Source organism: Streptomyces sp. EDA2-14 (assembly GCF_054963755.1).
This window is the reverse complement of record NZ_JBUEGE010000022.1, coordinates 1-24,987: the sequence shown is the minus strand read 5'-3', so window position 1 is coordinate 24,987 and position 24,987 is coordinate 1. Positions and strand designations below refer to the sequence as shown.

General features: G+C 71.5%; 22 protein-coding genes and 1 pseudogene. 15 read left to right on the top strand and 8 right to left on the bottom strand.

Annotated features, from left to right (window positions below; all coding sequences use genetic code 11):
* Nucleotide 1: 1 nt before the first annotated feature.
* A complete protein-coding gene (locus ACY34M_RS35330) occupies nt 2-607 on the top strand; it encodes a TetR/AcrR family transcriptional regulator (RefSeq protein ID WP_462722592.1) in 606 nt (201 codons plus the stop codon).
* On the opposite strand, the gene ACY34M_RS35325 is transcribed toward ACY34M_RS35330, so the two are convergent.
* From ACY34M_RS35325 to ACY34M_RS35315, 3 genes are read right to left on the bottom strand one after another with little or no spacing between them, the layout of a single operon-like run.
* A complete protein-coding gene (locus tag ACY34M_RS35325) occupies nt 597-1,454 on the bottom strand; it encodes a 5-oxoprolinase subunit C family protein (protein WP_462722593.1) in 858 nt (285 codons plus the stop codon). The two genes, ACY34M_RS35330 and ACY34M_RS35325, sit on opposite strands and share 11 nt — an antisense overlap.
* Nucleotides 1,451-2,143 carry a 5-oxoprolinase subunit B family protein gene (locus tag ACY34M_RS35320; protein ID WP_462722621.1) on the bottom strand — a complete coding sequence of 231 codons (693 nt, stop codon included), beginning with the start codon at nt 2,141-2,143 and terminating at the stop codon, nt 1,451-1,453. The genes ACY34M_RS35325 and ACY34M_RS35320 overlap by 4 nt, the downstream gene beginning before the upstream one ends.
* Before the next feature lie 20 nt (nt 2,144-2,163).
* Nucleotides 2,164-2,928: a LamB/YcsF family protein gene (locus ACY34M_RS35315; protein ID WP_462722594.1), complete on the bottom strand. Its 765-nt coding sequence runs from the start codon at nt 2,926-2,928 to the stop codon at nt 2,164-2,166.
* Between the two features lie 162 nt (nt 2,929-3,090).
* Between ACY34M_RS35315 and ACY34M_RS35310 the strand changes: the two genes are divergently transcribed.
* The 7 genes from ACY34M_RS35310 to ACY34M_RS35280 all read left to right on the top strand — a co-directional run bounded on the left by ACY34M_RS35310 (nt 3,091) and on the right by ACY34M_RS35280 (nt 11,110).
* Complete coding sequence (locus tag ACY34M_RS35310) at nt 3,091-3,810, top strand: DUF969 domain-containing protein (RefSeq protein ID WP_462722595.1); 720 nt, start codon at nt 3,091-3,093, stop codon at nt 3,808-3,810.
* Nucleotides 3,807-4,766, top strand: a complete 960-nt coding sequence (locus ACY34M_RS35305; protein ID WP_462722596.1) for a DUF979 domain-containing protein — start codon at nt 3,807-3,809, stop codon at nt 4,764-4,766. The genes ACY34M_RS35310 and ACY34M_RS35305 overlap by 4 nt, the downstream gene beginning before the upstream one ends.
* Nucleotides 4,767-4,775: 9 nt before the next feature.
* Nucleotides 4,776-5,432 carry a pyroglutamyl-peptidase I gene (gene pcp / locus ACY34M_RS35300; RefSeq protein ID WP_462722597.1) on the top strand — a complete coding sequence of 219 codons (657 nt, stop codon included), beginning with the start codon at nt 4,776-4,778 and terminating at the stop codon, nt 5,430-5,432.
* Nucleotides 5,433-5,465: 33 nt separating this feature from the next.
* A complete protein-coding gene (locus tag ACY34M_RS35295) occupies nt 5,466-6,431 on the top strand; it encodes a DUF2891 domain-containing protein (RefSeq protein ID WP_462722598.1) in 966 nt (321 codons plus the stop codon).
* Between the two features lie 61 nt (nt 6,432-6,492).
* The gene (locus ACY34M_RS35290) at nt 6,493-7,818 is read left to right on the top strand and encodes an MFS transporter (RefSeq protein WP_462722599.1); all 1,326 of its coding nucleotides are present in this window, start codon (nt 6,493-6,495) and stop codon (nt 7,816-7,818) included.
* Nucleotides 7,819-8,112: 294 nt separating this feature from the next.
* A complete protein-coding gene (cimA, locus tag ACY34M_RS35285; RefSeq protein ID WP_462722600.1) occupies nt 8,113-9,744 on the top strand; it encodes a citramalate synthase in 1,632 nt (543 codons plus the stop codon).
* Nucleotides 9,745-9,778: 34 nt separating this feature from the next.
* Nucleotides 9,779-11,110, top strand: a complete 1,332-nt coding sequence (locus ACY34M_RS35280; protein ID WP_462722601.1) for a hypothetical protein — start codon at nt 9,779-9,781, stop codon at nt 11,108-11,110.
* Here ACY34M_RS35280 and qcrB read toward each other — a convergent pair.
* Nucleotides 11,107-12,696 carry a cytochrome bc1 complex cytochrome b subunit gene (gene qcrB, locus ACY34M_RS35275; RefSeq protein WP_462722602.1) on the bottom strand — a complete coding sequence of 530 codons (1,590 nt, stop codon included), beginning with the start codon at nt 12,694-12,696 and terminating at the stop codon, nt 11,107-11,109. The two genes, ACY34M_RS35280 and qcrB, sit on opposite strands and share 4 nt — an antisense overlap.
* Nucleotides 12,697-12,790: 94 nt before the next feature.
* Complete coding sequence (locus ACY34M_RS35270; protein ID WP_462722603.1) at nt 12,791-14,167, bottom strand: oxidoreductase; 1,377 nt, start codon at nt 14,165-14,167, stop codon at nt 12,791-12,793.
* A 191-nt stretch (nt 14,168-14,358) separates the two neighbouring features.
* Between ACY34M_RS35270 and ACY34M_RS35265 the strand changes: the two genes are divergently transcribed.
* From ACY34M_RS35265 to ACY34M_RS35245, 5 genes are read left to right on the top strand one after another with little or no spacing between them, the layout of a single operon-like run.
* On the top strand, nt 14,359-14,511 hold the full coding sequence (locus ACY34M_RS35265; protein WP_462722604.1) for a keywimysin-related RiPP: 153 nt from the start codon (nt 14,359-14,361) through the stop codon (nt 14,509-14,511).
* Between the two features lie 50 nt (nt 14,512-14,561).
* Nucleotides 14,562-16,385: an asparagine synthase-related protein gene (locus ACY34M_RS35260; RefSeq protein WP_462722605.1), complete on the top strand. Its 1,824-nt coding sequence runs from the start codon at nt 14,562-14,564 to the stop codon at nt 16,383-16,385.
* Nucleotides 16,382-16,633, top strand: coding sequence for a lasso peptide biosynthesis PqqD family chaperone (locus ACY34M_RS35255; RefSeq protein ID WP_462722606.1), 252 nt, complete (start codon nt 16,382-16,384; stop codon nt 16,631-16,633). The genes ACY34M_RS35260 and ACY34M_RS35255 overlap by 4 nt, the downstream gene beginning before the upstream one ends.
* A complete protein-coding gene (locus ACY34M_RS35250; protein ID WP_462722607.1) occupies nt 16,630-17,085 on the top strand; it encodes a lasso peptide biosynthesis B2 protein in 456 nt (151 codons plus the stop codon). Before ACY34M_RS35255 ends, ACY34M_RS35250 begins: the two co-directional genes overlap by 4 nt.
* Nucleotides 17,075-18,838 carry an ABC transporter ATP-binding protein gene (locus ACY34M_RS35245; RefSeq protein WP_462722608.1) on the top strand — a complete coding sequence of 588 codons (1,764 nt, stop codon included), beginning with the start codon at nt 17,075-17,077 and terminating at the stop codon, nt 18,836-18,838. Before ACY34M_RS35250 ends, ACY34M_RS35245 begins: the two co-directional genes overlap by 11 nt.
* A gap of 3 nt (nt 18,839-18,841) precedes the next feature.
* Here the strand turns inward: ACY34M_RS35245 and ACY34M_RS35240 are convergent, their stop codons facing one another.
* Complete coding sequence (locus ACY34M_RS35240; protein WP_462722609.1) at nt 18,842-19,453, bottom strand: YceI family protein; 612 nt, start codon at nt 19,451-19,453, stop codon at nt 18,842-18,844.
* 378 nt (nt 19,454-19,831) lie between these two features.
* Here ACY34M_RS35240 and ACY34M_RS35235 point away from each other — a divergent pair, with 378 nt between their 5' ends.
* Nucleotides 19,832-21,427: an acyl-CoA carboxylase subunit beta gene (locus ACY34M_RS35235; RefSeq protein ID WP_462722610.1), complete on the top strand. Its 1,596-nt coding sequence runs from the start codon at nt 19,832-19,834 to the stop codon at nt 21,425-21,427.
* Nucleotides 21,428-21,455: 28 nt separating this feature from the next.
* Nucleotides 21,456-21,647: an acyl-CoA carboxylase subunit epsilon gene (locus ACY34M_RS35230; RefSeq protein ID WP_462722611.1), complete on the top strand. Its 192-nt coding sequence runs from the start codon at nt 21,456-21,458 to the stop codon at nt 21,645-21,647.
* Between the two features lie 73 nt (nt 21,648-21,720).
* Here the strand turns inward: ACY34M_RS35230 and ACY34M_RS35225 are convergent, their stop codons facing one another.
* Entirely contained in the window at nt 21,721-24,759 is a 3,039-nt protein-coding gene (locus ACY34M_RS35225; protein WP_462722612.1) for an NACHT domain-containing protein, read from the bottom strand.
* A gap of 77 nt (nt 24,760-24,836) precedes the next feature.
* Nucleotides 24,837-24,987: pseudogene (locus ACY34M_RS35220) on the bottom strand (ATP-binding protein); the annotation flags it as partial.

The following is a 24,987-nucleotide window of genomic DNA, read 5'->3' as shown; positions in this document are numbered from 1 at the left end:
GGTGACCGGGACGCAGCGCCGGCGCACCCCGGCGCCGCCGCGCGAGGACGTGCTCGCCGCGACCATGGCGATGATCGCCGAGCACGGCCTCGAACGGCTGACCCTGGCCGCGCTCGGCCGCGAGGTCAGCATGAGCAGCGGGCACCTCGCCTACCACTTCGGCAGCAAGGACGAACTGCTGCTGCGCACGCTGGAGTGGAGCGAGGGCCGACTGGGCGCGCGCCGCAGGGAACTGCTGGTCCGCGAGGCAGGGGCGCGCGAGCGCCTCGACGCCTACGTCGACCTGTACGTGCCGGACGCGCCGGGCGACCCGCACTGGACGCTGTGGCTGGAGGTGTTCAACCGCTCGCGCGGCGCCGACGCCGACTGGCGCGCGCGCCAGGCAGCCATCGAGGGGGCCTGGCACCGCGACCTCGTGGCGCTGCTCGCCGAGGGCATCTCGCACGACGAGTTCCGCCCGCTCGACCCGGACCGCTTCGCGACCCGGCTGCGGGCGCTGCTCGACGGCTTCTCCATCGCGGTGGCGATCGGCGTGCGCGCGGACCGCGACCAGGTCATGGGCCACGTACGGGAGTTCCTGGACGAAGGCCTGGAACCTAGAGGGTGAACCGCAGCGGTGTGCCCGGCGCCGCCTGGGCCGCCGCGCAGAGCGCGTCCTCGTCCACCACGGCGATCACCGGATAGCCGCCGGTCGTCGGATGGTCGTGCAGGAACACCACGGGCCGCCCGTCCGGCGGCACCTGCACCGCGCCGAGCACCATGCCCTCGCTGGGCAGCTCGCCGTCCGACTCCCGCTCCAGGGCGGGCCCTTCGGTCCGCAGCCCGATCCGGTTGCTGTTGCCCGAGACGGTGTACGTGGCGGTGACGAACGTCCGCCGCGCCCGCTCGGTGAACCAGTCCGCGCGCGGCCCGAACCGCACCGGCAGGACCAGTTCGGCCGGGGGAGCGGGCCACGGCGCCGCCACCGGCAGAGCGGGCCGCGTGGCGGGCGCCTCTCCGACGGGCAGCACGTCCCCGGCGCTCAACGGCGCGGGCCCGAGCCCCGAGAGCAGATCGGTGGCACGGCTCCCGAGCACCGCCTCGACGGCGAACCCTCCGGCCACGGCGACGTACGACCGCACTCCCGCACCGGCCGCCCCCACGTCAAGAACGGCCCCGGCGGGTACGTGCACGGGGCCACCCCAGGCCACGGGCACACCGTCGACGGTGACCGGGCAGGGAGCCCCACCCACGACGAAACTGGTAGCGCGATCGGGCCGCAACGCACACCCGGTGAGGGTGGTTTCGAGGACGGCGGCATCCTCGGGATTCCCGAGAAGCCGATTGGCCATCCGCAGCGCAACGGCGTCAAGCGCCCCGGACCGGGGAACCCCCAGGTGCGCATACCCGAGCCGACCGAGATCCTGCACGGTGGTGAGCGCTCCGGCACGGGTGACGGTGATCTTCACGGTCATCGGCCAAGCCCCGCATCAAGCCCCTGCGGCGATTGAGCAGCGGGGTCCGGGGCAGCGCCCCGCGACGTCACCCCCGCCGCGGCGAAACGAACCCGAACACCGGGAGCCAAAAGCGCCGCGGACGACCGCGACACATCCCACAGAACCCCGGGATCGGGCATCGTTCCGATCAACTGCCACCCACCCGGCGTAGCCCGCGGATACACCGCCGAGTACGGCCCGGCGAGGGCGACCGACCCCGCGGGGACCCGCGTACGCGGCGTCGCCCGCCGCGGCACGTGCAACTCCTCCGGCAGCCCGGTCAGATACCCGAACCCCGGCGCGAACCCGCAGAACGCCACGCGATACGTGAACGAGGCGTGCCGCGCGGCCACTTCCTCCTCGGAGACGCCCCACAGCTCGGCGACCTCGGCCAGATCGGGCCCGTCGTACACGACGGGAATGGTCACCACGTCGCCGTCCGCGGCGACGCCCGACGTCACATCCCACTCGCCGAGCCCGCGCGCGAGCGCCTCCGGCTCGGCCACGCCGTCGAGCAGCACGGTCCGCGCGCCCGGCACGATCTCCCGCACCGGCGGCAGCGCTCCGGCACCCCGCCTGCGCAGCAACTCCGCGTGGAACGCGCCCGCGTGCTCGGCGTCGGCGAACTCGACGAGAAGCGCATGCCGCCCGGCGGCCCGTACGCGCATGCCGGTGTCCGTGTCCACGCTCACGTGAACGCCCCGACCTTCACCCCGGCGCCTTCGAGCGCCACCCGCACGCGAGCGGCGATCGCCGCCGCGCCAGGGGTGTCGCCGTGCACGCACAACGACCGTGCGGCGACGGCGACATGGGAGCCGTCGACCGCCTCGACGCCGCCGTCCACCGCGAAACCGACGGACCGGCGCACCACGGCGTCCGCGTCCTCGACGACGGCGTTCGGCTCGCGGCGCGGCACGAGGGTGCCCTCGGGGGTGTAGGCGCGGTCGGCGAAGGCCTCGCGCACCGGGGCGAGCCCCAAGTCGTCGGCCGCACGCAGCAGTTGCGATCCGGGGAGTCCCAGCACGGGCAGCGCGCCGCCCGCGAGCCGTACGCCCTCGACGACGGCACGGGCCTGCTCCTCGTCGCGTACGGTCCGGTTGTAGAGCGCGCCGTGCGGCTTCACGTAGGACACATGGGCCCCGGCCGCCTCGGCGAACACCCGCAACGCCCCGATCTGGTAGGCCACCTCGGCCGCCAGCTCGTCCGGCGGGACGTCCATGGCGCGGCGGCCGAATCCGGCGAGGTCCCGGTACGAGACCTGCGCCCCGATCCGTACGCCGCGCTCGGCGGCCAGGTCGCAGACCCGGCGCATCACGGAGGGGTCGCCGGCGTGGAAGCCGCAGGCGACGTTGGCACTGGTCACCACGGAGAGCAGAGCCTCGTCGTCGGTGAGGGTCCACCGGCCGAAGCCCTCGCCGAGGTCGGCATTGAGGTCGATGACGTCCTGGATCACCGGCTCAACGTAGAGGATTGTTCAACGATCCGACAAGGGTGAGAATCTTCCGGTCCTCCCGGACGTCCGAATTCCGGAACCCCTTGTTAGATCGTTGAACGATCCCCTAAAGTCCCTGCATCCCTCATCCATAAGTGCGTCCCTCATCGAAAAGGCCGCAGCATGATCGTTCTGCTCGGCGTGCTCGTGGTGATCCTCGGATTCGTCACGCGCCGCAATCCCGTTCTGGTGGTCGGTGTCGCCGGCATCGTCACCGGGCTGCTCGGCAAGATGAATCCGATGGAGATCCTCGCCGCCTTCGGCACCTCCTTCGCCGACAGCCGCTCCGTCACCGTCTTCGCCATCGTGCTGCCGGTGATCGGCCTCCTGGAGCGGTACGGCCTGCGCGAGCAGGCCCGCACCCTGATCGGGAAACTCGGCAAGCTCAGCGCGGGCCGCTTCCTCACCGCGTACCTCCTGGTCCGCCAGGTCACCGCCGCCTTCGGCCTGAACAACCTCGGCGGCCCCGCCCAGGCGGTGCGCCCGCTCGTCGCGCCGATGGCCGAGGCCGCCGCGGAGCGGAAGGCGGGGGCCGTACTGCCGGACAAGCTCCGGGAGAAGGTGCGCTCCTACTCGGCGTCCGCCGACACCGTCGGCGTCTTCTTCGGCGAGGACTGCTTCATCGCGATCGGCTCGATCCTGCTGATCACCGGCTTCGTGAACTCGACGTACCACGAGCATCTCGAACCCACCCAGCTCGCGCTCTGGGCGATCCCGCTCGCCGTGTGCGCCTTCGTCATCCACGGCGCCCGGCTGCTCCTCCTCGACCGGCAGCTGGAGCGCGAGATGGCGCTCGCCGTCGCCGAACACGACATTCCGCTGCCGAAGGAGCCCTCGAAGTGATCAAGGTCGAATGGCTCTACTGGCTGATCGGGTTCGTCTTCGTCGTCATGGCCGTGCAGATGGCGATGGACCGCAGCAACCCCAAGCGCTGGACATCGGCGGCCTTCTGGGGACTGCTCGGACTGACCTTCCCCTACGGCACCGGGGTCGCGGGCGGCTCGAAGGCGCTGCCCGCCGAACCGCTCGGCGTCGCCGTCCTCGCGCTCATCGTGCTCGCCGGGTTCAACCTCATCGGCAAGGGCGTACCGGTCACGACCACGCAGGAGCAGCGCGAGGAATCCGCGTCGCGGCTCGGCAACAAGCTCTTCATACCGGCGCTCACCATCCCGCTGGTCGCCATCGTCTGCGCCTCCTTCCTCGACGAGTCCGGCCTGTTCGAGACCGGCCAGGCCACGCTCCTCGGGCTCGGCCTCGGCTGCGTCGTGGCGCTCGTCGTCGGGATGCTGGTCACCGGCGAGCGGAAGGTGTCGACGCCGATCCACGCGGGGCGTTCGATGCTGGAGGCGATGGGTTCGGCGCTGATGCTGCCCCAGCTCCTCTCCGTCCTCGGCTCGATCTTCGCGGTCGCCGGGGTCGGCACCCAGGTGGGCAAGATCGTGAACGGGGTGCTGCCGGACAACTCCAAGTACTTCGCCGTGATCGCGTACTGCGTCGGCATGTTCCTGTTCACCGTGATCATGGGCAACGCCTTCGCCGCGTTCCCCGTCATGACCGCGGCGATCGGCTGGCCCGTGCTCATCCAGCAGATGCACGGCAACGAGGTAGCGATCCTCGCGATCGGCATGCTCGCCGGCTTCAGCGGCACCCTCGTCACGCCCATGGCCGCCAACTTCAACATCGTCCCGGCGACGCTCCTCGAACTGAAGGACCAGTACGGGCCGATCAAGGCCCAGCTGCCGACGGGGTTCGCGCTGCTCGGCTGCTGCACCGTGATCATGGCGCTCTTCGCCTTCTAGGAGGTCTGGATGTCCGGGTCGACCACCCGTGTTCTGCTCACCGGATTCGAACCGTTCGGCGGCGAGTCCGTGAACCCGTCGTGGCAGGCGGCGCAGGCCGTCGCCGCCGCGCCCCCGGACGGCCTCGCCGTCACGGCGGTCCAGCTGCCGTGCGTCTTCGGCGACGCGCTGACGGCGCTGCGGTCCGCCGTGACCGAGGCCCGGCCCGACCTCGTCGTCAGCCTCGGCCAGGCGGGCGGCCGGGCGGGCGTCACCGTGGAACGGGTGGCGATCAACGTCGACGACGCCCGGATCCCCGACAACGCCGGGGCCCAGCCCGTCGACGTACCGGTGGTGCCGGACGGGCCCGCGGCGTACTTCTCGACGCTGCCGGTGAAGGCGTGCGTGGCGGCGATGCGGGAGGCCGGGGTCCCGGCGGCGCTCTCCAACACGGCCGGAACCTTCGTGTGCAACCACGTGGCGTACGGCCTCGCCCACCTCTTGGCCACCGAACTCCCGGACGTCCGGGGCGGCTTCGTACATGTGCCCTGGACCCCGGAACAGGTGACGGACGGCTCCGCCGCGTCGCTCCCGGTGGCGACGGTCGCGCACGGCCTCCGGGCGATGCTGCTCACCGCGGCGTCGACCGGCGAGGACCTGCGCGTCACCGAGGGCGCCACCCACTAGTCACCGACCTCCGCCCCACCGAAGGAACACGACATGCTCACCCCGGAGGAAACCGCCCAGCTGGCGGCAGCCAACGTCACCCGTGAATACCCGAACTTCACGGCCCACCTCACCACCTCCCCGGACGACCGCCCCCGCCCCTCCGAGCTGCATCCCGCCTTCTACGGCGCCTACGACTGGCACAGCGCCGTCCACATGCACTGGCTGCTGCTCCGGACCCGCCCCGAGGCCCACGCCGACGTACTGGACCGCCACCTCACCCGCGAGAACCTCGCCACCGAGGCCGAGTACCTCCTCGCCCGGCCGGGCTTCGAGCGTCCCTACGGCTGGGCCTGGCTCGTCGCGCTCGCGGCGCAGTGCCGGGGCACGCGCTGGGCAGACGCCTTCCCGCCCGCCGTGGAGGCGGTCGACCGCCTCCTGACGGAGTGGCTCCCGAAGGCCACGTATCCCGTACGCCACGGCATCCACGCCAACAGCGCCTTCGCGCTCGGCCTGATCCTCGACACGGGGGAGCGGGCCGGACTGCAGGCCCGCACGCTCGACGCCGTACGCGAGCGTCTGCGCACCTGGTTCGCGGACGACCACGACGCGCCCGCCCACTGGGAGCCGTCGGGCCAGGACTTCCTGTCCCCGGCCCTGTCGGAGGCGGACGCGATGCGCCGCGTATTCGACAACGCCGACGAATTCGCCACATGGCTGGACCGCTTCCTCCCGGCCCTCGCCACCGGTGAGGCCTGCGCCCTGCTCGACGTACCGGTCGTCTCCGACCACGCCGACCCGCACATCGGCCACCTGCTCGGCCTCGCGCTCTCCCGCGCCGCGGCCCTGCGCGCGATCGCGGACGCGCTGCCCCCGGGAGCCGTGCGCGAGCGGCTCACGAAGGCCGCTCAGGAGCACCTCGACGCGGGCCTCCCGGCCGTCGAGAGCGGCGACTTCACGACCGACCACTGGCTCGCGACGTTCGCCGAACTCGCCCGTGAACAGTATGAACGCAAGTAGGCGCGATCGTTGCCCAGTACACCCTTGCTCTGGGTGAGACCGGTCCAGCAACCTGCCGCCTATGGAACGAGAACAATGGAAGAAGGTCCTGGTCGGTTCGGCCGGGAACATGGTCGAGTGGTTCGACTGGTTCGTGTACGCGAGCTTCGCGACATACTTCGCGGGATCCTTCTTCCCCAGCGGCAACCCGACCGCCCAGCTGATGAACACCGCCGGCATCTTCGCCGTCGGCTTCTTCATGCGCCCCGTGGGCGGCTGGCTGCTCGGCCGGGTCGGTGACCGCAAGGGCCGCAAGGCTGCGCTGACGCTCACGGTCACCCTGATGTCGGCGTCTGCGGTCCTCATCGCCGTCGCGCCGACCTACTCGGTGGCCGGCTACGGCGGCGCCGCGGTGCTGCTGATCGCCCGGCTGCTCCAGGGCCTCTCGGTCGGCGGCGAGTACGCGGCCAGCGCCACGTACCTCACCGAGGCCTCCTCCCCGGAGAAGCGCGGCTTCGCGTCCAGCTTCCAGTACGTGTCGATGACGGCGGGTCAGATCGTCGGCCTCGGCCTGCAGATCCTGCTCCAGCGCACGATGTCCGACGACGCCCTGCACAGCTGGGGCTGGCGCATCCCGTTCATCATCGGAGCCCTCGGCGCGGCGATCATCTTCTACCTGCGCCGCAACATGCTGGAGACCGAGGTCTACGAGGAGTCGGCCGACGCCGACGCCACCGTGGGCGGCGACGACAAGGGCACCCTCAAGGCGCTGTGGGCGCACAAGCGCGAGGCGTTCCTCGTCATCGCGCTGACCATGGGCGGCACCGTCGCCTACTACACGTACACGACGTACCTGACCAAGTACCTGTCGAACTCCGCCGGGTTGAGCAAGGAGACGGCGACGCTCGTCTCGTTCTGCGCGCTCGTCGTCTTCGCCTGCCTTCAGCCGCTGGCCGGCGCGCTCTCCGACCGGATCGGCCGCCGCCCGCTCCTGATCACCTTCGCCGTCGGCTCCACCTTCCTGACGGTGCCGATCATGACGCTGCTCCAGCACGCGGGCTCGTTCTGGCCGGCCCTCGGCCTGTCGCTGCTCGCCCTCGTCATCGTCACCGGCTACACGTCCATCAACGCGTGCGTGAAGGCGGAACTCTTCCCGACGGGCATCCGCGCCCTCGGCGTCGCCCTCCCGTACGCCATCGCCAACGCCCTGTTCGGCGGCACCGCCGAATACGTGGCGCTCTGGTTCAAGGACATCGGCGTCGAGTCCGGCTTCTACTGGTACGTCGCCGGCTGCGCGGCCGTCTCGCTGATCGTCTACCTGACGATGCGCGAGACCCGCGACATCGACCTGAACAAGGTCAAGACGGCGGACCCCACCGGCAGCGAGCAGGCGAAGCAGGTCGCCTGACCGCATCGTGAGACCACGGCCCGGCCCCCGGCCGGGCTGTGGCACACTCAGGCCGTGCTCTCGTTCGCCACGATTATTGGCAGCAGGCGCGCCGGTCCGCAGTGACCGCCTCGTACGACCCGGTACAGGTGGACACCGTCGTCCTCGACCCGCGCGCAGACCTCTCGCACCCGCGAGGGGTTTTTTCGGTTTCTGGCCCACCCACAGCCAGGCGGAGAGCGCGAGGGATCATAGATGGACGGTGGAGCCGGTCATTCCGGTAGACCGAGAATCCCCATCAGGAGCCAGATCAGCATGAGCAGCAGCCTCAGTGAACGTCCCAGTGCACAGACCGGTGAACTCGACGATTCCTTCCACGTCTTCGACACCACGCTGCGCGACGGCGCGCAGCGCGAGGGCATCAACCTCACCGTCGCGGACAAGCTGACCATTGCCCGGCACCTGGACGACTTCGGCGTGGGCTTCATCGAGGGCGGCTGGCCGGGCGCCAACCCCCGCGACACCGAGTTCTTCGCCCGCGCGCAGGACGAGATCGACTTCAAGCACGCGCAGCTCGTCGCCTTCGGCGCCACCCGCAGGGCCAACGCCAAGGCCAGCGAGGACCCGCAGGTCAAGGCCCTTCTCGACTCCGGCGCCCCGGTGGTCACGCTGGTCGCCAAATCGCACGACCGGCACGTCGAGCTGGCCCTGCGCACGACCCTCGACGAGAACCTGGAGATGGTCCGCGACACGGTCTCGTACCTCGTCGCCCAGGGCCGCCGGGTCTTCGTCGACTGCGAGCACTTCTTCGACGGCTACCGCGCCAACGCCGAGTACGCGAAGTCCGTCGTCCGCGCCGCGCACGAGGCCGGCGCCTCCGTCGTCGTCCTGTGCGACACCAACGGCGGTTTCCTGCCCGCCCAGGTCCAGGCGGTCGTCTCCACCGTCCTCGCCGACACCGGCGCCCGGCTCGGCATCCACGCCCAGGACGACACGGGCTGCGCCGTCGCCAACACCCTCGCCGCCGTGGACGCGGGCGCGACCCACGTCCAGTGCACGGCGAACGGCTACGGCGAGCGCGTCGGCAACTCCAACCTCTTCCCGGTCGTCGCCGCCCTGGAGCTCAAGTACGGGAAAAAGGTTCTTCCCGAGGGCGCTCTGCGCGAGATGACCCGCATCTCGCACGCCATCGCCGAGGTCGTGAACCTGACCCCGTCCACGCACCAGCCGTACGTGGGTGTCTCGGCGTTCGCGCACAAGGCGGGCCTGCACGCCTCCGCGATCAAGGTCGACCCGGACCTGTACCAGCACATCGACCCGGACCTCGTCGGCAACCACATCCGGATGCTGGTCTCCGACATGGCGGGCCGCGCCTCCATCGAGCTCAAGGGCAAGGAGCTGGGCGTCGACCTCGGCGGCGACCGCGAGCTGGTCGGCCGCGTCGTCGAGCGGGTCAAGGAGCGCGAGCTCCAGGGCTACACGTACGAGGCCGCGGACGCCTCGTTCGAGCTGCTGATGCGCGCCGAGGTCGAGGGCAGGGAGCGCGAGTACTTCCGCGTCGAGTCCTGGCGCGCGATCGTCGAGGACCGCCCCGACGGCAGCCACGCCAACGAGGCCACCGTGAAGCTGTGGGCCAAGGGCGAGCGCATCGTCGCCACCGCGGAGGGCAACGGCCCGGTCAACGCCCTCGACCGCGCGCTGCGCGTCGGCCTGGAGCGGATCTACCCGCAGCTCGCGAAGCTGGAGCTTGTGGACTACAAGGTCCGCATCCTGGAGGGCAAGCACGGCACGTCCTCCACGACCCGCGTCCTGATCTCCACGAGCGACGGCACCGGCGAGTGGTCCACGGTGGGCGTCGCGGAGAACGTCATCGCGGCGTCGTGGGGCGCCCTTGAGGACGCGTACACGTACGGGCTGCTGCGGGCGGGCGTGGAGCCGGTCGAGTAGGTCCATTCACGCTCCGCTGGGTTAGCGTCGGTGTATGAGGCCCTTGCTCGCTGCCGTCGCCGCCCCGCTCCTCGTCCTGGGCGCCACCCTCGCGGTGGCGCCACCCGCGTCGGCCGCGACGGACGTGTCCACCGTGGCCGACGCGCTGGAGAAGAGTCCCGTCTACGTGGCGCCCGGCGCGTCCGACGGGCTGACCTCCGACGACGTCGACGCGCTCGAGAACAAGATCGAGGACGCGGACAAGCCGGTGATGGTGGCGGTGCTGCCCGCCGACTTCCCGACGCAGAAGCTGTTCAACAATCTCCGCGCGAAGACCGGGATCGTCGGCGTCTACGGGATCCGCCTCGGCGCGCAGTTCGACGCGAGGGCGGACCACCAGGTGATGTCGGCGCAGGCCGTCAAGAACGCGGTGGACAGCGTGCAGGGCCAGTCCGCCAAGAGCCAGCTCGACGATTTCGTCAGCACGTCCGTCCGTACGGCGAAGGGCTCGGCGCCCTCGTCCTGGGGCGGCGGCGATGACGGGGGCTCCTCGGCCGGGACCCTGATCGGTGTCGGCGCGGTCGTCGTGGCCGGCGGCGCGGGCGTGTACGCCCTGAACAGGCGAAACCGGCGCAAGCGCGAGGAAGAGCAGCGCGAGGCCCTCGAAAAGCTGCGGGTCGTGGTGGACGAGGACATCACGGCGTTCGGCGAGGAGCTGGACCGGCTCGACTTCCACCCGGCCGAGGCCGGGGCCGACGACGCGATGCGCGCGGACTTCGAGCGGGCGCTGGACGCGTACGAGAAGGCCAAGCAGTACATGAACGACGCGCAGCGCCCGGACGACGTGCGCGGCGTGACGCAGGCCCTGGAGGACGGCCGGTTCTCCCTCGCGCAGCTCGCCGCGCGCCGCGAGGGCCGCCCGCTGCCCGAGCGCAGGGCGCCCTGCTTCTTCGACCCGCGCCACGGCCCGTCCGTCGAGGACGCCCGGTGGACGCCGCCCGGCGGCACCTCCCGCGAGGTCCCCGTCTGCGCGGCGGACGCGACGCGGCTGCGGGACGGCGAGGACCCGCAGGTGCGCACGGTCGACGCGGGGGCGGGGGAGCGCCGCCCGTACTACGACGCGGGACCCGCGTACGGCCCGTGGGCCGGCGGTTACTTCGGCGGCGGCATGCTGCCGGGGCTGCTGGTCGGCACGGTGCTCGGCTCCATGCTGTCGAGCCCCGCCTACGCGGCCGACTACGGCGGCGGCGACTTCGGCGGCGGCTTCGACGGCGGTGACATGTCGGGCTCCGACTTCGACCCCGGGGACTTCGGCGGAGGCTTCGGCGACGGTGGCGGCGGCGGGGACTTCAACAGCGGCGGCGGCGACTTCGGCGGCGGGTTCTAGCGAACGGCGCGCCGCTCGCTCTCGCGCTCTCCGTACATCCACCGCGACAGGCCCACCCGCAGCCGCCGCGTGGCCCGCACCCGGCGGCGTACGCCGTGCTCGTCCTCGGTCGGCAGGGGTTCCAGGGCGGCGGGCCGTTCGTGCTGGGTGAGGCGGTACGCCTCGGCCCGCCCCAGGGGTTCGTGGACCTCGACGTACTCGCCGTGCGGCAGGCGCAGGACGCGTCCCGTCTCCCGTCCGTGCAGGACCTTCTCCTGGTCGCGCCGCTGGAGCCCCAGGCACACCCGCTTGGTGACGACGAACGCGAGGACGGGCCCGGCGAACAGTGCCACCCGCGCGAACCAGGTGATGGCGTTCACGGAGAGGTGGAAGTGGGTGGCCCACAGGTCGTTGCCGCCGGCCGCCAGCGCGACGAGGAAGCCGGTCAGCCAGGCCACCCCGAGGGCCGTGCGCACCGGCCGGTTCCTGGGCCGGTCGAGCACATGGTGCTCCCGCTTGTCCCCGGTGACCCAGGCCTCCACGAACGGGTACACCCCGATCAGCACCAGCCACAGCGGGAACGCGAGGAACGGGACGAGGATGCCGAGTGCGAGGGTGTGCCCGCCCACCACGATCTCCCAGCCGGGCATCACGCGCACGAGCCCCTCCGCGAACCCCAGGTACCAGTCCGGCTGGGCCCCGGTGGAGACGTGGTCCGGGCGGTAGGGGCCGTACACCCAGACCGGGTTGACGGACGCGACCGCCGAGACGAGCGCCACCACGCCGAACACCAGGAAGAAGAAGCCGCCCGCCTTGGCGACGTAGTTCGGGAAGAACGGTTCGCCCACGACGGTGCGTTCGGTCTTTCCGGCCCCCGGATACTGGGTGTGCTTGTGGTGGAAGACCAGGATCAGGTGGAGGACGACGAGCGCCGCCATGATGCCGGGCAGCAGCAGGACGTGGATCGAGTAGAAGCGGGCCACGATGTCGTCGCCGGGGAACTCGCCGCCGAAGAGGAAGAACGACAGGTACGTGCCGACGACCGGGACGGCGAGCGTCATGCCCTCGATCAGCCGCATGCCCGCGCCGGAGAGCAGATCGTCGGGGAGCGAGTAGCCGAGCAGCCCCTCGAAGAGCGCGAGGAACAGCAGCAGCCAGCCGAACAGCCAGTTCAGCTCGCGCGGTTTGCGGAACGAGCCGGTGAAGAAGTGCCGCATCATGTGCACGAACATCGCCGCGACGAAGATCAGCGCCGACCAGTGGTGGATCTGCCGGATGAGCAGCCCGCCGCGCACGTCGAAGCTGATGTCGAGCGTGGAGGAGTACGCCTCCGACATCCGGATGCCCTTCAGGGGCACGTAACTGCCGTTGTACGTCACCTCGTTCATCGACGGATGGAAGAAGAGGGTGAGGTAGACGCCGGTGAGGATCAGGATGAGGAAGGTGTAGAGGCAGATCTCGCCCAGCATGAACGACCAGTGGTCGGGAAACACCTTGCGCAGATAGGTGCGGCCGAGACCGTAGATGCCGAGCCGCCCGTCGGTCCAGTCGGCGAGGCGTTCTCCTTTGGCGGGGGCGGGCGCGTGGCGTTCGGTGGGTGCGGACATCCGGTTCCTCCCGTGAGCTGCTCACGGAGGAGACGGATCGGGGTGGACGGGATGTGACACGGCGCCACCGCGATGTGGTGCGCGTCACGCGGGCTCAGTTCCGGCTGAGGGTCCGTGTCACCCCGGCCAGCAGCGTCGTCGTCAGCACCCAGCCGACCGCGATCAGCGTGTACGACAGCCCCTGGACGCCCGATTCGGTCCAGTGCCAGCCCTCCCGCTGACCGAGCCCACCGACCGGGATCAGCAGATCGAGCGTGTACGCGACCGGGTTGAAGGGCGCGCCCTCGCCCGGCTTGTTCGGCACCGGCGTGTGCGCGTGGAAGACGAGCGAGCCGAGCAGGGTGAGCGCCGCCAGCCAGATCCCGGCGATCCACGGCCGGTAGCCGTACCCGACGGTCGCGTCGAGCAGCCGGCCCCACGCCTTCCCGGCCGGGCCGAGCGTCCCGCGCCGAATGCGCTCCCGTACGAGGAGGACCCGGCGCGCCTCGTCCTCGTGGCCCGAACGCCGGTAGTGCGCGGCGAGTTGCTCGTAGGGCTGCGGCGCGTAGACGGGCTGGCGGCGCAGCCAGGCGAGGCGGTGCGTGACGTCCTCGCGGCGGGTCGGCGCGACCTCGCCCAGCCAGTCGTACGTCAGTCCGTCGAGGCCCAGCGTCGTGGGCCAGGTCCGGGGATCGTCCTGGAGCCTGGCCACGTACGCGTTGCGCAGGTTCACGCCGCCCGCGGGTCTGCGGGCGAAGGCGAGGTCGATGGCCTCGGCGCGCAGGCCCACGCACATCAACGACGAGCCGGAGCCGCCGAGTTCGGCGTCCTGGAAGGAGACCAGGTCCGTCACCCTCGCCCCGCGCAGCCGGGCCCGGCCGTCGGTCCGCAGGCCCTGGCACCGGATGTTCGAGGCGCTGAGGCCGTCGCACTGGAACGCGTACGCGTCCGCCGCCCCGACCCGTATCCGCGCCCCGCGCATCCACAGGCCGCCCGGCAGTTCGGCGCCGGGGAAGGCGACCTCGCCCTCCGCGACGAACCCGTTCTCGCAGAACACGCCGCCGCGCACGAGGGCGCCGCCGCCCTCCAGAGCCACCCGGCCCGGCGCCACCAGATGTGCCCCGTCGAGCCGGATGCCGCCCGTGACGTCGGCGTGCACGAGGTCGACGGCGCTCTCCGCGCCGTCGCGTTCGCCGATCGTCGATCCGCGCAGGTCGACCCGGCCGCCGATGCGGGCCGTCGACGCCCGCAGCCCCGGCAGTACGCACTCGGTGAGCGTGACGCCGAGCGTGTTCGCCCCTTCGAGGCTCACGGCCTCGTCGAACCGGCACGCCTCGAAGCGCACGGCCCGCCGGACCTCCGCGCCGTCCAGCCGCAGCATCCCCGTGACGCGGGTCGCGCGCAGCACGTACGGCGTCGACCCGGCGCCCTCGTCGAGGATCTCCGCTCTGACGCCCTCGGCGTCGGCACTTCGCTCGGTTGCGGGCGCCATGCTCATCGCTCTCCTGAAGGCAGTGCCGGTGGCGGCAGCATTCCACATTCCGGCCAACTGCCTTCGGTTCTGGGGCAATTGATTGGCGAGAATTAGCGCGCGTGTCCACATGCGAACGCGTCATGATGACCCCGGTGTTCACTCTGTGCACACCAATCACATCCGTCCCGCACAGATGAGGTGGAGAGGTCATGACGCAGCAGTCGCAGTCGCAACCGCAGGAAGGCGCCAGACGCAAGGCCTACGCAAAGCCGGCGATGTTCCAGCAGGGCGACTTCACCAAGACGACGGCCGGCTACTTCTACGGCGCCTACAAGGAGTGGATCGTCCGCCGCTTCACCTGATCGGACGTGCGACGCCGACCAAGGAGCCCCCGGAACAGCCAGGAGCACAGATGCCCCACACCCGTGACTTCTTCGTCGTCCTGCCGGACACCCCGGCGGGAGAGCGCTCGGCGCGGCGCCTCGACGGGGCCCGGGTGTTCCGGTACCCCTCCGGTCGGCCGTGGCTGGTCGTCCGCGCCCCGCTGCGCCGCGTGAGCGGTGCCGTGTGCGGCGCGGACGCCGTCGTCGTCATTGGCCCGGGCGCGGTCGACGGCCTCGACGCCGACCTGCGCGCGGCCCGCGACAACGCCGCACTCCACGCCCGCCTCGCCCGCCGCCTGCCCGGCGTCCACCACGTCGTCTCCCGCAAGGGGGACGAGCTGTGGGTGCGCGGCACCGCCTCCGGCCTGCGCCGCGTGTACGCCACCACCGGCCAGGGCCCCTGCCTCGCCTCCGACCGGCCCGCCGTCCTCGCCGCGCTCACCGGCGCCGACCTCGACGAGGCCGCGCTCGCCCTCCGCCTGCTCGACTTCGTGCCGCACCCGCTCGGCGCCCGGCCCGTCTGGCGCGGCGTCACCGAGGTCGACCCGGCGTCCGCGCTCGTCCTGGGCACCGACGGCACACACCGCGGCACCCGCTCCTGGTGGCACGCCCCGGAGGCCGAACTCCCGCTCGCCGACGCGGCGTCGCGCCTGCACGACGCGCTCGACCGCTCCGTGCGCGCCCACCTCGCCGGCCGCACCCGCGTCAGCTGCGAACTCTCCGGCGGCCTCGACTCCACCTCCCTCGCCTTCCTCGCCCGGCGCGCGGAGCCCGAACGGCTCGCGCTGCTCACCGTGGCCTCCCGTGAATCGCACGCGGAGGACGAGACCTGGGCCCGCCGCGCCGCCGCCCTCGCCCCCGAAGCGACCCACGAGATCGTCCCCGCCTCCCAAGTGCCCCTGTTCTACGCGGGAGTCGGCGACCCGCCCGCCCCCGGCGACGCCCCCACCGACGAGCCGCTGCCCGTCGCGCCCGCCCGGGCCCGCGCCCGCCTGCTCCTCGCCCGCGCCGCGGCCACCGGCGCCGAATGCCACCTCACCGGGTACGGCGGCGACGAGTTGTTCATGGCGCTCCCGGCCGTCGCGGCCGACCTGTTCCCCCGGCGGCCGCGCGCCGCCCTGAACCGGATCGGCGCCGTGCGGCACCAGCTCGGCTGGCCCCTGGCGGCGACCGCCCGCGCCCTGCTCACCCGCCCGCCCTTCGGCGCCTGGCTCGCGGACGCCGTGACCGAGGACGCGCCGCCCACCGCCCGCACGCCCCAGCTCTCCTGGGGAGTCCGGCAGACCCTGCCGCCCTGGCTGACGCCCGACGCGCGCGCCCTGCTCCGCGACGCCTGCCGCGCGGCCGCCGCGCACGCCGCACCCCTCGCGCCGCGCCCCGGCCGCCACCTCGACCTCGACACCATCCGCATCGGCGCCCGCCACTTCCAGGCCATGGAGGAGTACGGGCTCGCCCTCGGCCTGCCGGTCGCCGCGCCGATGTACGCCGACCACGTCGTCGAGGCGACCCTCGCCGCGCGGCTCGCCGACCGCCTCGACCCGGCGCGCTACAAACCGCTGCTCGCCGAGGCCGTGCGCGGCGTCGTGCCCGCACCGCTGCTCGCCCGCACCACCAAGGACCACATGAACGGCGACAGCGCGTGGGGCCTGGCCCGCCACGCCGACGACATCCGGGAGCTGTGGCGCGGCTCCCGGCTCGCCGAGCTCGGCCTGGTCGACGCGCGCGCCCTCGACGCCCTGGCCGCCGACCCGTACTCGCCCCTGCACACCCGCCACTCCATCGACTCGGCGGTCGCCTGCGAAATGTGGCTGCGCGCCACGCATCCCTCGATCAGAGAGGTACTCACCCGGTGAAGCTCAACGACGGCACAGCGGTCACGACGACGGACTACGGCGGCGTACTCCTCGACCAGCGGACCGGGACGTACTGGCAGTTGAACGAGTCCGCGACCGTCGTCGCCATCGCCGTCGCGCAGGGCCACGGCCCGCGGACCGCCGTCGACCGGCTCGTCGCCTCCTTCGAGGTGGACCGCGCACAGGCCGAGGCCGACGTCGCCGAACTCACCCGCCAACTCGTCGCCGCGAAGCTGGCCACGCCGTGAGCACGGAGATGACGATGCCGGGCCGCGGGGGCCGGGGGCTGCGCGTGCGCGTCGCGGTCGCGCTCGCGCTTCCCCTGGCGCGCCTGCGCCCGGACCGTCTGCGCCGCCTGCTCACCGTCCTGTCGCGCGGCGCCCGCCCGGCCCCGTACGAGGACGCGCTCACGGCGCACGAGTCGGTCGTCGCCACGAGCCGCCGCTGCGCCGGCTGGTACGGCTGCCTCCCGCGCTCGCTCGCCGTCGCGCTCCTGTGCCGCCTGTCCGGCACCTGGCCCACCTGGCACGCGGGCGTCCGCGCGGCGCCCCCGTTCGCCCCGCACGCGTGGGTGACGGCGCAGGGGCGGATGGTGGGGGAGCGGGCGAGCCGGGAGGAGTACCGGCCGCTGCTGACGGTGGCGCCGGGCAGGACGGTGGCGCCGGGCGAGCGGCACCGGGTCGGCACCGATGCCCCCTGACCGCGCCGCCCCGGGTTCGGGCCTCGCCCGCCTCCTCGGCCACGCCCGCCCGCACGCCCGGCCCCTCGTCCTCGGCGGGGTGCTCACGGTCGCCGGGGCCTGCGCCGCCCTGGCCCTGCCGGTCATGGCGAAGTACGCGGTGCAGGCCTTCGCCGAGCACCGCTCGCCCGCCCCGGCGCTGCTCCTGCTCACCCTCGCCGTCCTCGCGGGCGCCGCCCTCACCGCGACCGGCAGCTACCTCATGTCCCGCACCGGCGAGGCCGTCGTCCTCGGCGCCCGCGAACGGCTCGTCGCCCGCATGCTCCGCCTCGACGTCGCGTCCGTCGACCTGCTGAGCCCCGGCGACCTGCTGACGCGGGCGACCAGCGACACGACTCTCCTGCGTACGGTGCTCTCCCGCAGCCTCGTGGAATCCGTGAGCGGCGCCCTCACCCTGGTCGGGACCGTCGCCCTGATGGGGTGGTTGGACGCGGTGCTGCTGGCCGTGACGGTCCTCGCCCTCGCCGTGGTCGCCGCCGCGCTCGCCCTGCTCATGCCGCGCATCCGCCGCGCCCAGACGGAGGCGCAGGCGGCCGTCGGTGACATGGGCTCGCGGCTCGACCGGGCCCTGCAGTCCTTCCGAACGGTCAAGGCGAACGGGGCGGAGGACCGCGAGCGGGCCGCCGTCACCACGGCCGCCCGCCGTGCCCGCGACAAGGGCCTCGCCGTCGCCCGCTGGACGTCCGTCTCCGACGTCGCGACGAGCGCGTCCGTGCAGCTCGCGTTCCTGTGCGTGCTCGGCGTGGGCGGCGCGCGGGTCGCGTCGGGCGCCCTCGACGTCGCGTCGCTGATCGCGTTCCTGCTGTACCTGTTCTGCCTGGTCGGCCCGCTGGGGCAGCTGACGGAGGGCTGGATCGGCCTGAACAGCGGGATGGCGGCGGTCGGCCGCCTCGCGGAGATCGAGGACCTGCCGGGGGAGGACACCCGACCGACGCATGCCTCAACCGGGCCGGAGTGCGGCGGGCTCGGCGTCACCTTCACCGATGTCGTCTTCCGCTACGCCACCGACGACGCCCGGCCACCGGCCCACGACGGCGTCACCTTCGCCGCCCCGCCGAACGGCCTCACCGCCCTCGTCGGCCCCTCGGGCGCGGGCAAGTCCACGGTGTTCGCGCTCCTGGAGCGCTTCTACGACCACGACCGCGGGCTCGTCGCGGTCGACGGCCGCGATCTGCGCGACTGGCCGCTCACCGCACTGCGCGCCGCCCTCGGCTACGTGGAACAGGACGCACCCGTCCTGGCCGGGACCCTGGGCGAGAACCTGCGGTACGCGGCGCCCGACGCGAGCGACGACGAGGTGCGCGAGGCCCTCGCCCGTACCCGGCTCGACGAACTCGTGCGGCGGCTGCCCGACGGGCTCGACACCCCGGTCGGACACCGCGGCGTACTGCTCTCGGGCGGCGAGCGGCAGCGGGTGGCCATCGCGCGGGCCCTGCTCCGAAAGCCCCGGCTCCTGCTGCTCGACGAGGTGACGTCCCACCTCGACGCGGTCAACGAACAGCAGCTGCGCGAGGTCGTCCGCGAGCTGACCGCGCACACCACGGTCCTGGTGATCGCGCACCGGCTGTCGACCGTCGTCGACGCGGACACGATCGTGGTCCTGGAGCGCGGTCGCGTACGCGCGCAGGGCACCCACGTCGAGCTGCTCGAACGGGATGCCCTCTATGCCGAATTGGCGGCCACGCAACTCGTGACCGCCAATTCCCGTGGCTGAACCTCAGGCCTCCTTGATGGCCGAGATGTCGAAGTTCAGCTTGATCTTGTCGGAGATGAGGACGCCACCGGTCTCCAGCGCGGCGTTCCACGTCAGGCCCCACTCGGAGCGGAGGATCTCGGTCTTGCCCTCGAAGCCGACGCGCTCGTTGCCGAACGGGTCCTTCGCGACGCCGTTGAACTCCAGGTCGATGCTGAGCGGCTTGGTGGTGCCGAGGATCGTCAGGTCGCCCGTGATGCGGTAGTCGTCGCCGCCCAGGGACTCGGCGGAGGTCGACCGGAAGGTCATCGTCGGGAACTCGTCGATCTTGAAGAAGTCGGCGCTCTTCAGGTGGCCGTCGCGGTCGGCGTTGCCGGTGTCGATGCTGTCCATCTTCACGTCGAAGGAGGCGGTGGACTTCGCGGGGTCCGAGCCGTCCAGGTGCAGCGAGCCGGTGAACTCGCTGAAGCTGCCCTTCACGTTGGTCACCATGGCGTGCCGGGCGACGAAGCCGAGCGTGGTGTGAGCGGGGTCGACGGTGTACTCGCCGGTGACGGAGGCGAGGTCCGGGTTGGCCGGCGCGGCGGCAGCGGCGGGGGTGGCGGTGGACTCGTTCTTGCGGCCGAAGATGCCCATGACGTGCTCCTTGGGGACGGGCGGCACGGGGGGTGCCAGGTGGAGTACTGCGGTGAAGTTGAAGCTTGAACAATCAACTGGCTCCGACTGTAGCGCGATGATGTTCAATGTTCAACATCAATCGCAGCGTGTCTCTTCGATTACAGCCCGATATGGTCGGGGTCGCCCTTTCGGGCGTGCGTGGGCGGGGTGTCGCGGTGCGGTGTGAGGCGGGTCTCAGACCGCGGCTTTGTACGACGTCTACAAGGCGGACCCGCCTTGAGCAGTCACTTCGGGCCTGCGTGGGCGGGGTTCTGTTCAGGGCTACCAGGAAAACGGGCCGGAGACTGTACGGAGTCGACGGACCGTTTTCCCGTGTGCACTTCGTAAGGTCACTACATGACCGTTTTGGACGACAGCGCCTCGAACCCGGGGGATGAGCCCACCGACGCCCGTGGACGCGTGGCCGAGCTGCACGCGATTCGTGAGCAGGCCGTGCGGGGACCGAGCGAGAAGGCGACCGAGGCCCAGCACGCGAAGGGCAAGCTGACGGCGCGCGAGCGCATCGCGCTGCTCCTCGACGAGGGTTCGTTCAACGAGGTCGAGCAGCTCCGCCGGCACCGGGCGACCGGCTTCGGCCTGGAGGCCAAGAAGCCGCACACCGACGGTGTCATCACCGGCTGGGGCACGGTCGAGGGCCGCACGGTCTTCGTCTACGCGCACGACTTCCGGATCTTCGGCGGCGCCCTGGGCGAGGCCCACGCCACGAAGATCCACAAGATCATGGACATGGCCATCGCGGCCGGTGCCCCGCTGGTCTCGCTGAACGACGGCGCCGGTGCCCGTATCCAGGAGGGTGTCTCCGCGCTCGCCGGCTACGGCGGCATCTTCCAGCGCAACACGAAGGCGTCCGGCGTCATCCCGCAGATCAGCGTGATGCTCGGCCCGTGCGCGGGCGGCGCGGCCTACAGCCCCGCCCTCACCGACTTCGTGTTCATGGTCCGCGACACCTCGCAGATGTTCATCACCGGCCCGGACGTGGTCAAGGCCGTGACGGGCGAGGAGATCACGCAGAACGGCCTGGGCGGCGCCGACGTGCACGCCGAGACCTCCGGCGTCTCGCACTTCGCGTACGACGACGAGGAGACCTGCCTCGCCGAGGTCCGCTACCTGCTCTCGCTGCTCCCGCAGAACAACCGGGAGAACCCGCCGACCGTCGAGTCCGACGACCCGGCGGAGCGTCGCGGCGACGTCCTGCTCGACCTGGTCCCGGCGGACGGCAACCGTCCGTACGACATGACCAAGGTCATCGAGGAGCTCGTCGACGACGGCGACTACCTCGAGGTCCACGAGCGCTGGGCGCGCAACATCATCTGCGCCCTGGCCCGCCTGGACGGCCAGGTCGTCGGCATCGTCGCCAACCAGCCGCAGGCCCTCGCGGGCGTCCTGGACATCGAGGCCTCGGAGAAGGCCGCCCGGTTCGTCCAGATGTGCGATGCTTTTAATATCCCCATCGTGACCCTGCTCGACGTCCCCGGCTTCCTGCCCGGCGTCGACCAGGAGCACGGCGGCATCATCCGGCACGGCGCCAAGCTGCTGTACGCGTACTGCAACGCCACCGTGCCGCGGATCTCGCTGATCCTGCGCAAGGCATACGGAGGCGCGTACATCGTCATGGACTCCCAGTCCATCGGTGCCGACCTCACGTATGCCTGGCCGACCAACGAGATCGCGGTGATGGGCGCCGAGGGCGCGGCCAACGTGATCTTCCGCCGGCAGATCGCCGAGGCCGAGGACCCCGAGGCCATGCGCCAGAAGATGGTCAAGGAGTACAAGGCCGAGCTGATGCACCCGTACTACGCGGCGGAGCGCGGCCTGGTCGACGACGTGATCGACCCCGCCGAGACGCGCGAGGTGCTGATCAAGTCCCTGGCGATGCTGCGCACCAAGCACGCCGACCTGCCGTCCCGCAAGCACGGCAACCCGCCGCAGTAACCGGCACTAGTCGTAGGAGACCTGCCCCATGTCCATGCCTGACATCCGCGTCGAGAAGGGCCACGCCGAGCCGGAGGAGGTCGCGGCCATCACCGCGATCCTGCTGGCCCGCGCCGCCGCCACTCCCGAGGCCCCGGCGCACGCCGTCCGGCACAACCGGGCGGGGTGGCGCCGCCTGGAGCGCGAGCCCGGCTTCCGCGCCCCGCACAGCTGGCGCTGAAGCGCTCCGCGCGCAGCGAAGTTTTTGGTACGGCCCCGTTCTCCCCTAGGGGAGAACGGGGCCGTAGTGCTGGTCAGGCGACGGTGACGTCGACGCCGTCGAGGTGGAGGGCCATGACGGGTTCGCCGTCCGGGGTGTGGCAGGAGTGAACCGACAACGTTGCGAGTGGGAGTCGCAGCAAGAGGTCCGTGTCCGAGGGCAGGATGCAGTCCAGCAGGTCCAGACGCCGCAGGGCGGGTGGCGGTGCTGTCAGGGACAAGAGCCAGTCCCGTACGTCGTACCCGAACAGGCTCAGCTTCTGCAGTCCGGTCATGTGACTTAGATCGTGGAAGCCGGAGCACGGCGCGTTCGGTCCGTCGCCCGACAGGGTCAGCGACTCCATGTTGGAGAGCCCAGTCAGTGGGGACAGGTCAGTGTCTGATGTGAGCGTCCCGAGTGACAGAGACCTCAGAGTCCGGAGCTCGCCGATGGCGTCGAGATCGGGACTCCATGACTCGGTACTTACGCTCCAGAGAAGGCAGACTCTCAGTATCCGGCACCGCCTCAGCACCGTCAGGTCGGCGTCTACGCGTACAGACGCCAGCATCAGCGACTGTAGAGAGACGTATTCGACGAAGGGGCTCAAGTCCTGGACGGCGTAGCTCGCAGTCACGTGGCTCAGACCGGAGAGGCGACCGAGCTGTGGAGCCTGTGCCGCGTGGGTCAGTTCCACTGCTTGGGCCCGTAGGCTGAGGCGCTCCAGCACCTCGGTGACGTACGCCTCGGCATCGAAGTACCCCCACGCCTGGACGAGCTCGTCCACGACTTCGGGACGCGTCTCGTCGGTGTACTGCGACAATAGGTCCAGCGCCCCGCTTCCTCCGATCAACGCCACAGTTCGTACTGTCTGTTCCGCGGCCTTGGTCGTTAGCTCGTTCAACGACCGGGGCAGCCAGCGCAACAGGCTCGGGCCCACGGCCGCCAATGCCGGAGGGTCCGTCTGCCGCCGGGCCGGAAGCAGAGCCCAAACTGCTTCGTCCAGTCGCCGTGCCAGCCCGTCGGAGACCGTCGGCATCGTCTCCTGGCAGGACGCCGCCAACAGCCGCAGCGTGCGCGCGTGGCGGGGCTCGGCCGACGCGCGGTCGAGGATCCCGGCGAGCAACTCCTCCCGCTGCGGCGAGTTTGCGTGGCCCGCGGCCATCACGATCGTCTCCCGCCACAGGTCGAGGTGGGCGCGCTCGACCAGGTTCCCGATCCGGTCCTCCTGCGTCGCCTCCTCAGCGGCCAGATACTCCTGGAACGTACGGTGGACGAAGTCCAGGCGGCCCTCCGCCGGTGACCGCAGCATCCCGGATCGCCCGCGCAACAGCTCCAGGACCGCTCCACCGTCCGTTTCGTCCAGATGTCGCATCGCCGCAAGGCGTGCCGACACATGCCGGGCCGCTTGCTCGACCCCGATCTCCGTACGGTTGTTGTCGGACAGCCGCCACGCCAGATCCCGCAGGAGCACCAGCTTGTCGCCGAGGCTCAGCGGGCTTTCTGCCGCGCTCGGTACGTTCCGGTCGGCGTCCCGGTCGTGCACCAGGGTGTGCAGTGCGTTGCGGTACAGCTCCATGCGGTCGCGGGGGAGTTGGCTGCCCCGATTGAGGTGCATCGCGCACAGCATCGACGCGAGGAGCGGGGTGCCCGCGAGGGACTGGAGGTGCGCCCGGTCCTTGAGGCTCGCCAGCAGCGACCGCTCGTAGTGGGGCAGCTCGTCAACCGCACAGGGGAGTTCGTCGGCCAGCTCCCGTACCGCCAGATGCCACTGCCGGACGAACGCGGTGAGGTCGGGCGGTGTCATCCGGTCGATCAATAGCGCCGTGAACTCGTCGTGCCGCAGCCAGTCCGCCCCCGCTGCCGCGGGCCGCGACGTCACGACCACCCGCACCTCCCCGTAAGCTCGGAGCAGCTTGCGCAGCCACTCCCGTACCCCGCGCCGCTCCTTGTCGAGTAGCTCGTCCACGCCGTCGATCAGCAGTAGCACGTTGCCGTCGGCCAGTTGCCTCTGGACCCATCCCTTCGGCATCACCCCGGTCACGGTGCGCGCCACGCCGTCCAGCATCGCCTCCGGCGCCGGCAGGTCCCGGCCGCTGTACTCGCGCAGCTTCACGAAGACCGGTATCAGACCGTTCCACCCAGCCAGTTCGCCCTCAAAAGCGCCCCGCGACGCCGTCACCGCCAGCCAGCGCAGCAGCGTCGTCTTGCCGGAGCCCGCCTCCCCGCGCATCAGGACCCGGGAGGCGCCGCCCAGCGCCGCCTCCGCCCGCATCCCCGACGCCTGGCTCTCGTGCTCTTCCCAGTCGCTCATCCCAGGCCGCAGCAGCGGCAGGCGCCGCGCCGACCGGGCCCTTCCGTCTCCGCCCGTCGCTCGCAAGCTCACATACGCCACCGAAAGGCGCGCCGGTGTCGAGGCGCCACGGTCCGACGTCCGCCGGAACAGCTCCACCTCGTCGAGCGTCTCGCTCACCAGCTCCATGTAGAGCCGCCGGAACCCCGCGTCCTGATCTGTCCCGTCCGGGGCGAACAGCGAGCGGTCCGGGAGGCGTTCCAGGACCCGTGCGACCTCCGCGCCCAGCGACGTGGTCCGCGCGAGGAGTTCGCCCGCCACTCGTTCCTCGAACACCGGCAGGCTCCGCACCACGCTCACGTAGTACTCGCAGCACTCGGCGAACAGCAGCTCGTAGAACCGCCTCTCCGCCTCGCTCAGCCCGAGCGGCGGCGGTACCGAGCGGGTGATGCGCCGCACCAGCTCCGCGGCGTTCACGTCCGCAGCGAGCACGGCCTCGTCGGAGAGATCCGCCTTCGCGAACGTGTCGCCCACGCCGTCGACAGCGGCCTGTCGGCCCGACTCGTCCAGGCCGGCGAACTCCCGTGCCAGAAACGGCTCCATGCGCGCGGCCACCGCGTCCGCGATCGTCTCGAACTGCCGCTCCACGCTCCGCTGCAAGCGCAGGCCCGGCACCTTGAGCCGGACCAGCTCCGACATCGAGAGCGAACGCTCCTGCTCGCGCCGCTTCCCGCTCAGCCACAACTGCACCGCCGACTTCGCGACCGTCTGTCCCAGCCGTAACGCCGTCAACTCCGCACTCACGCAGATCTCCCCCTTTGAGATGCAGAAGACCGCCGGGGCCCGGAGGCCACCGACGGTCACAGAGCTGACAGCAGTATCTACCGCAGCCGCGCCATCAGGGCGTGCTCCACCAAAGTGATCAGCGTCGACTTGGCGTCCGCGCGGTGGCGGGCGTCGGTGGTGATGATCGGGGTGTCCGGGCCGATCTGCAGCGCTTCGCGCACCTCGTCCGGGTTGTACGGCTGCTGG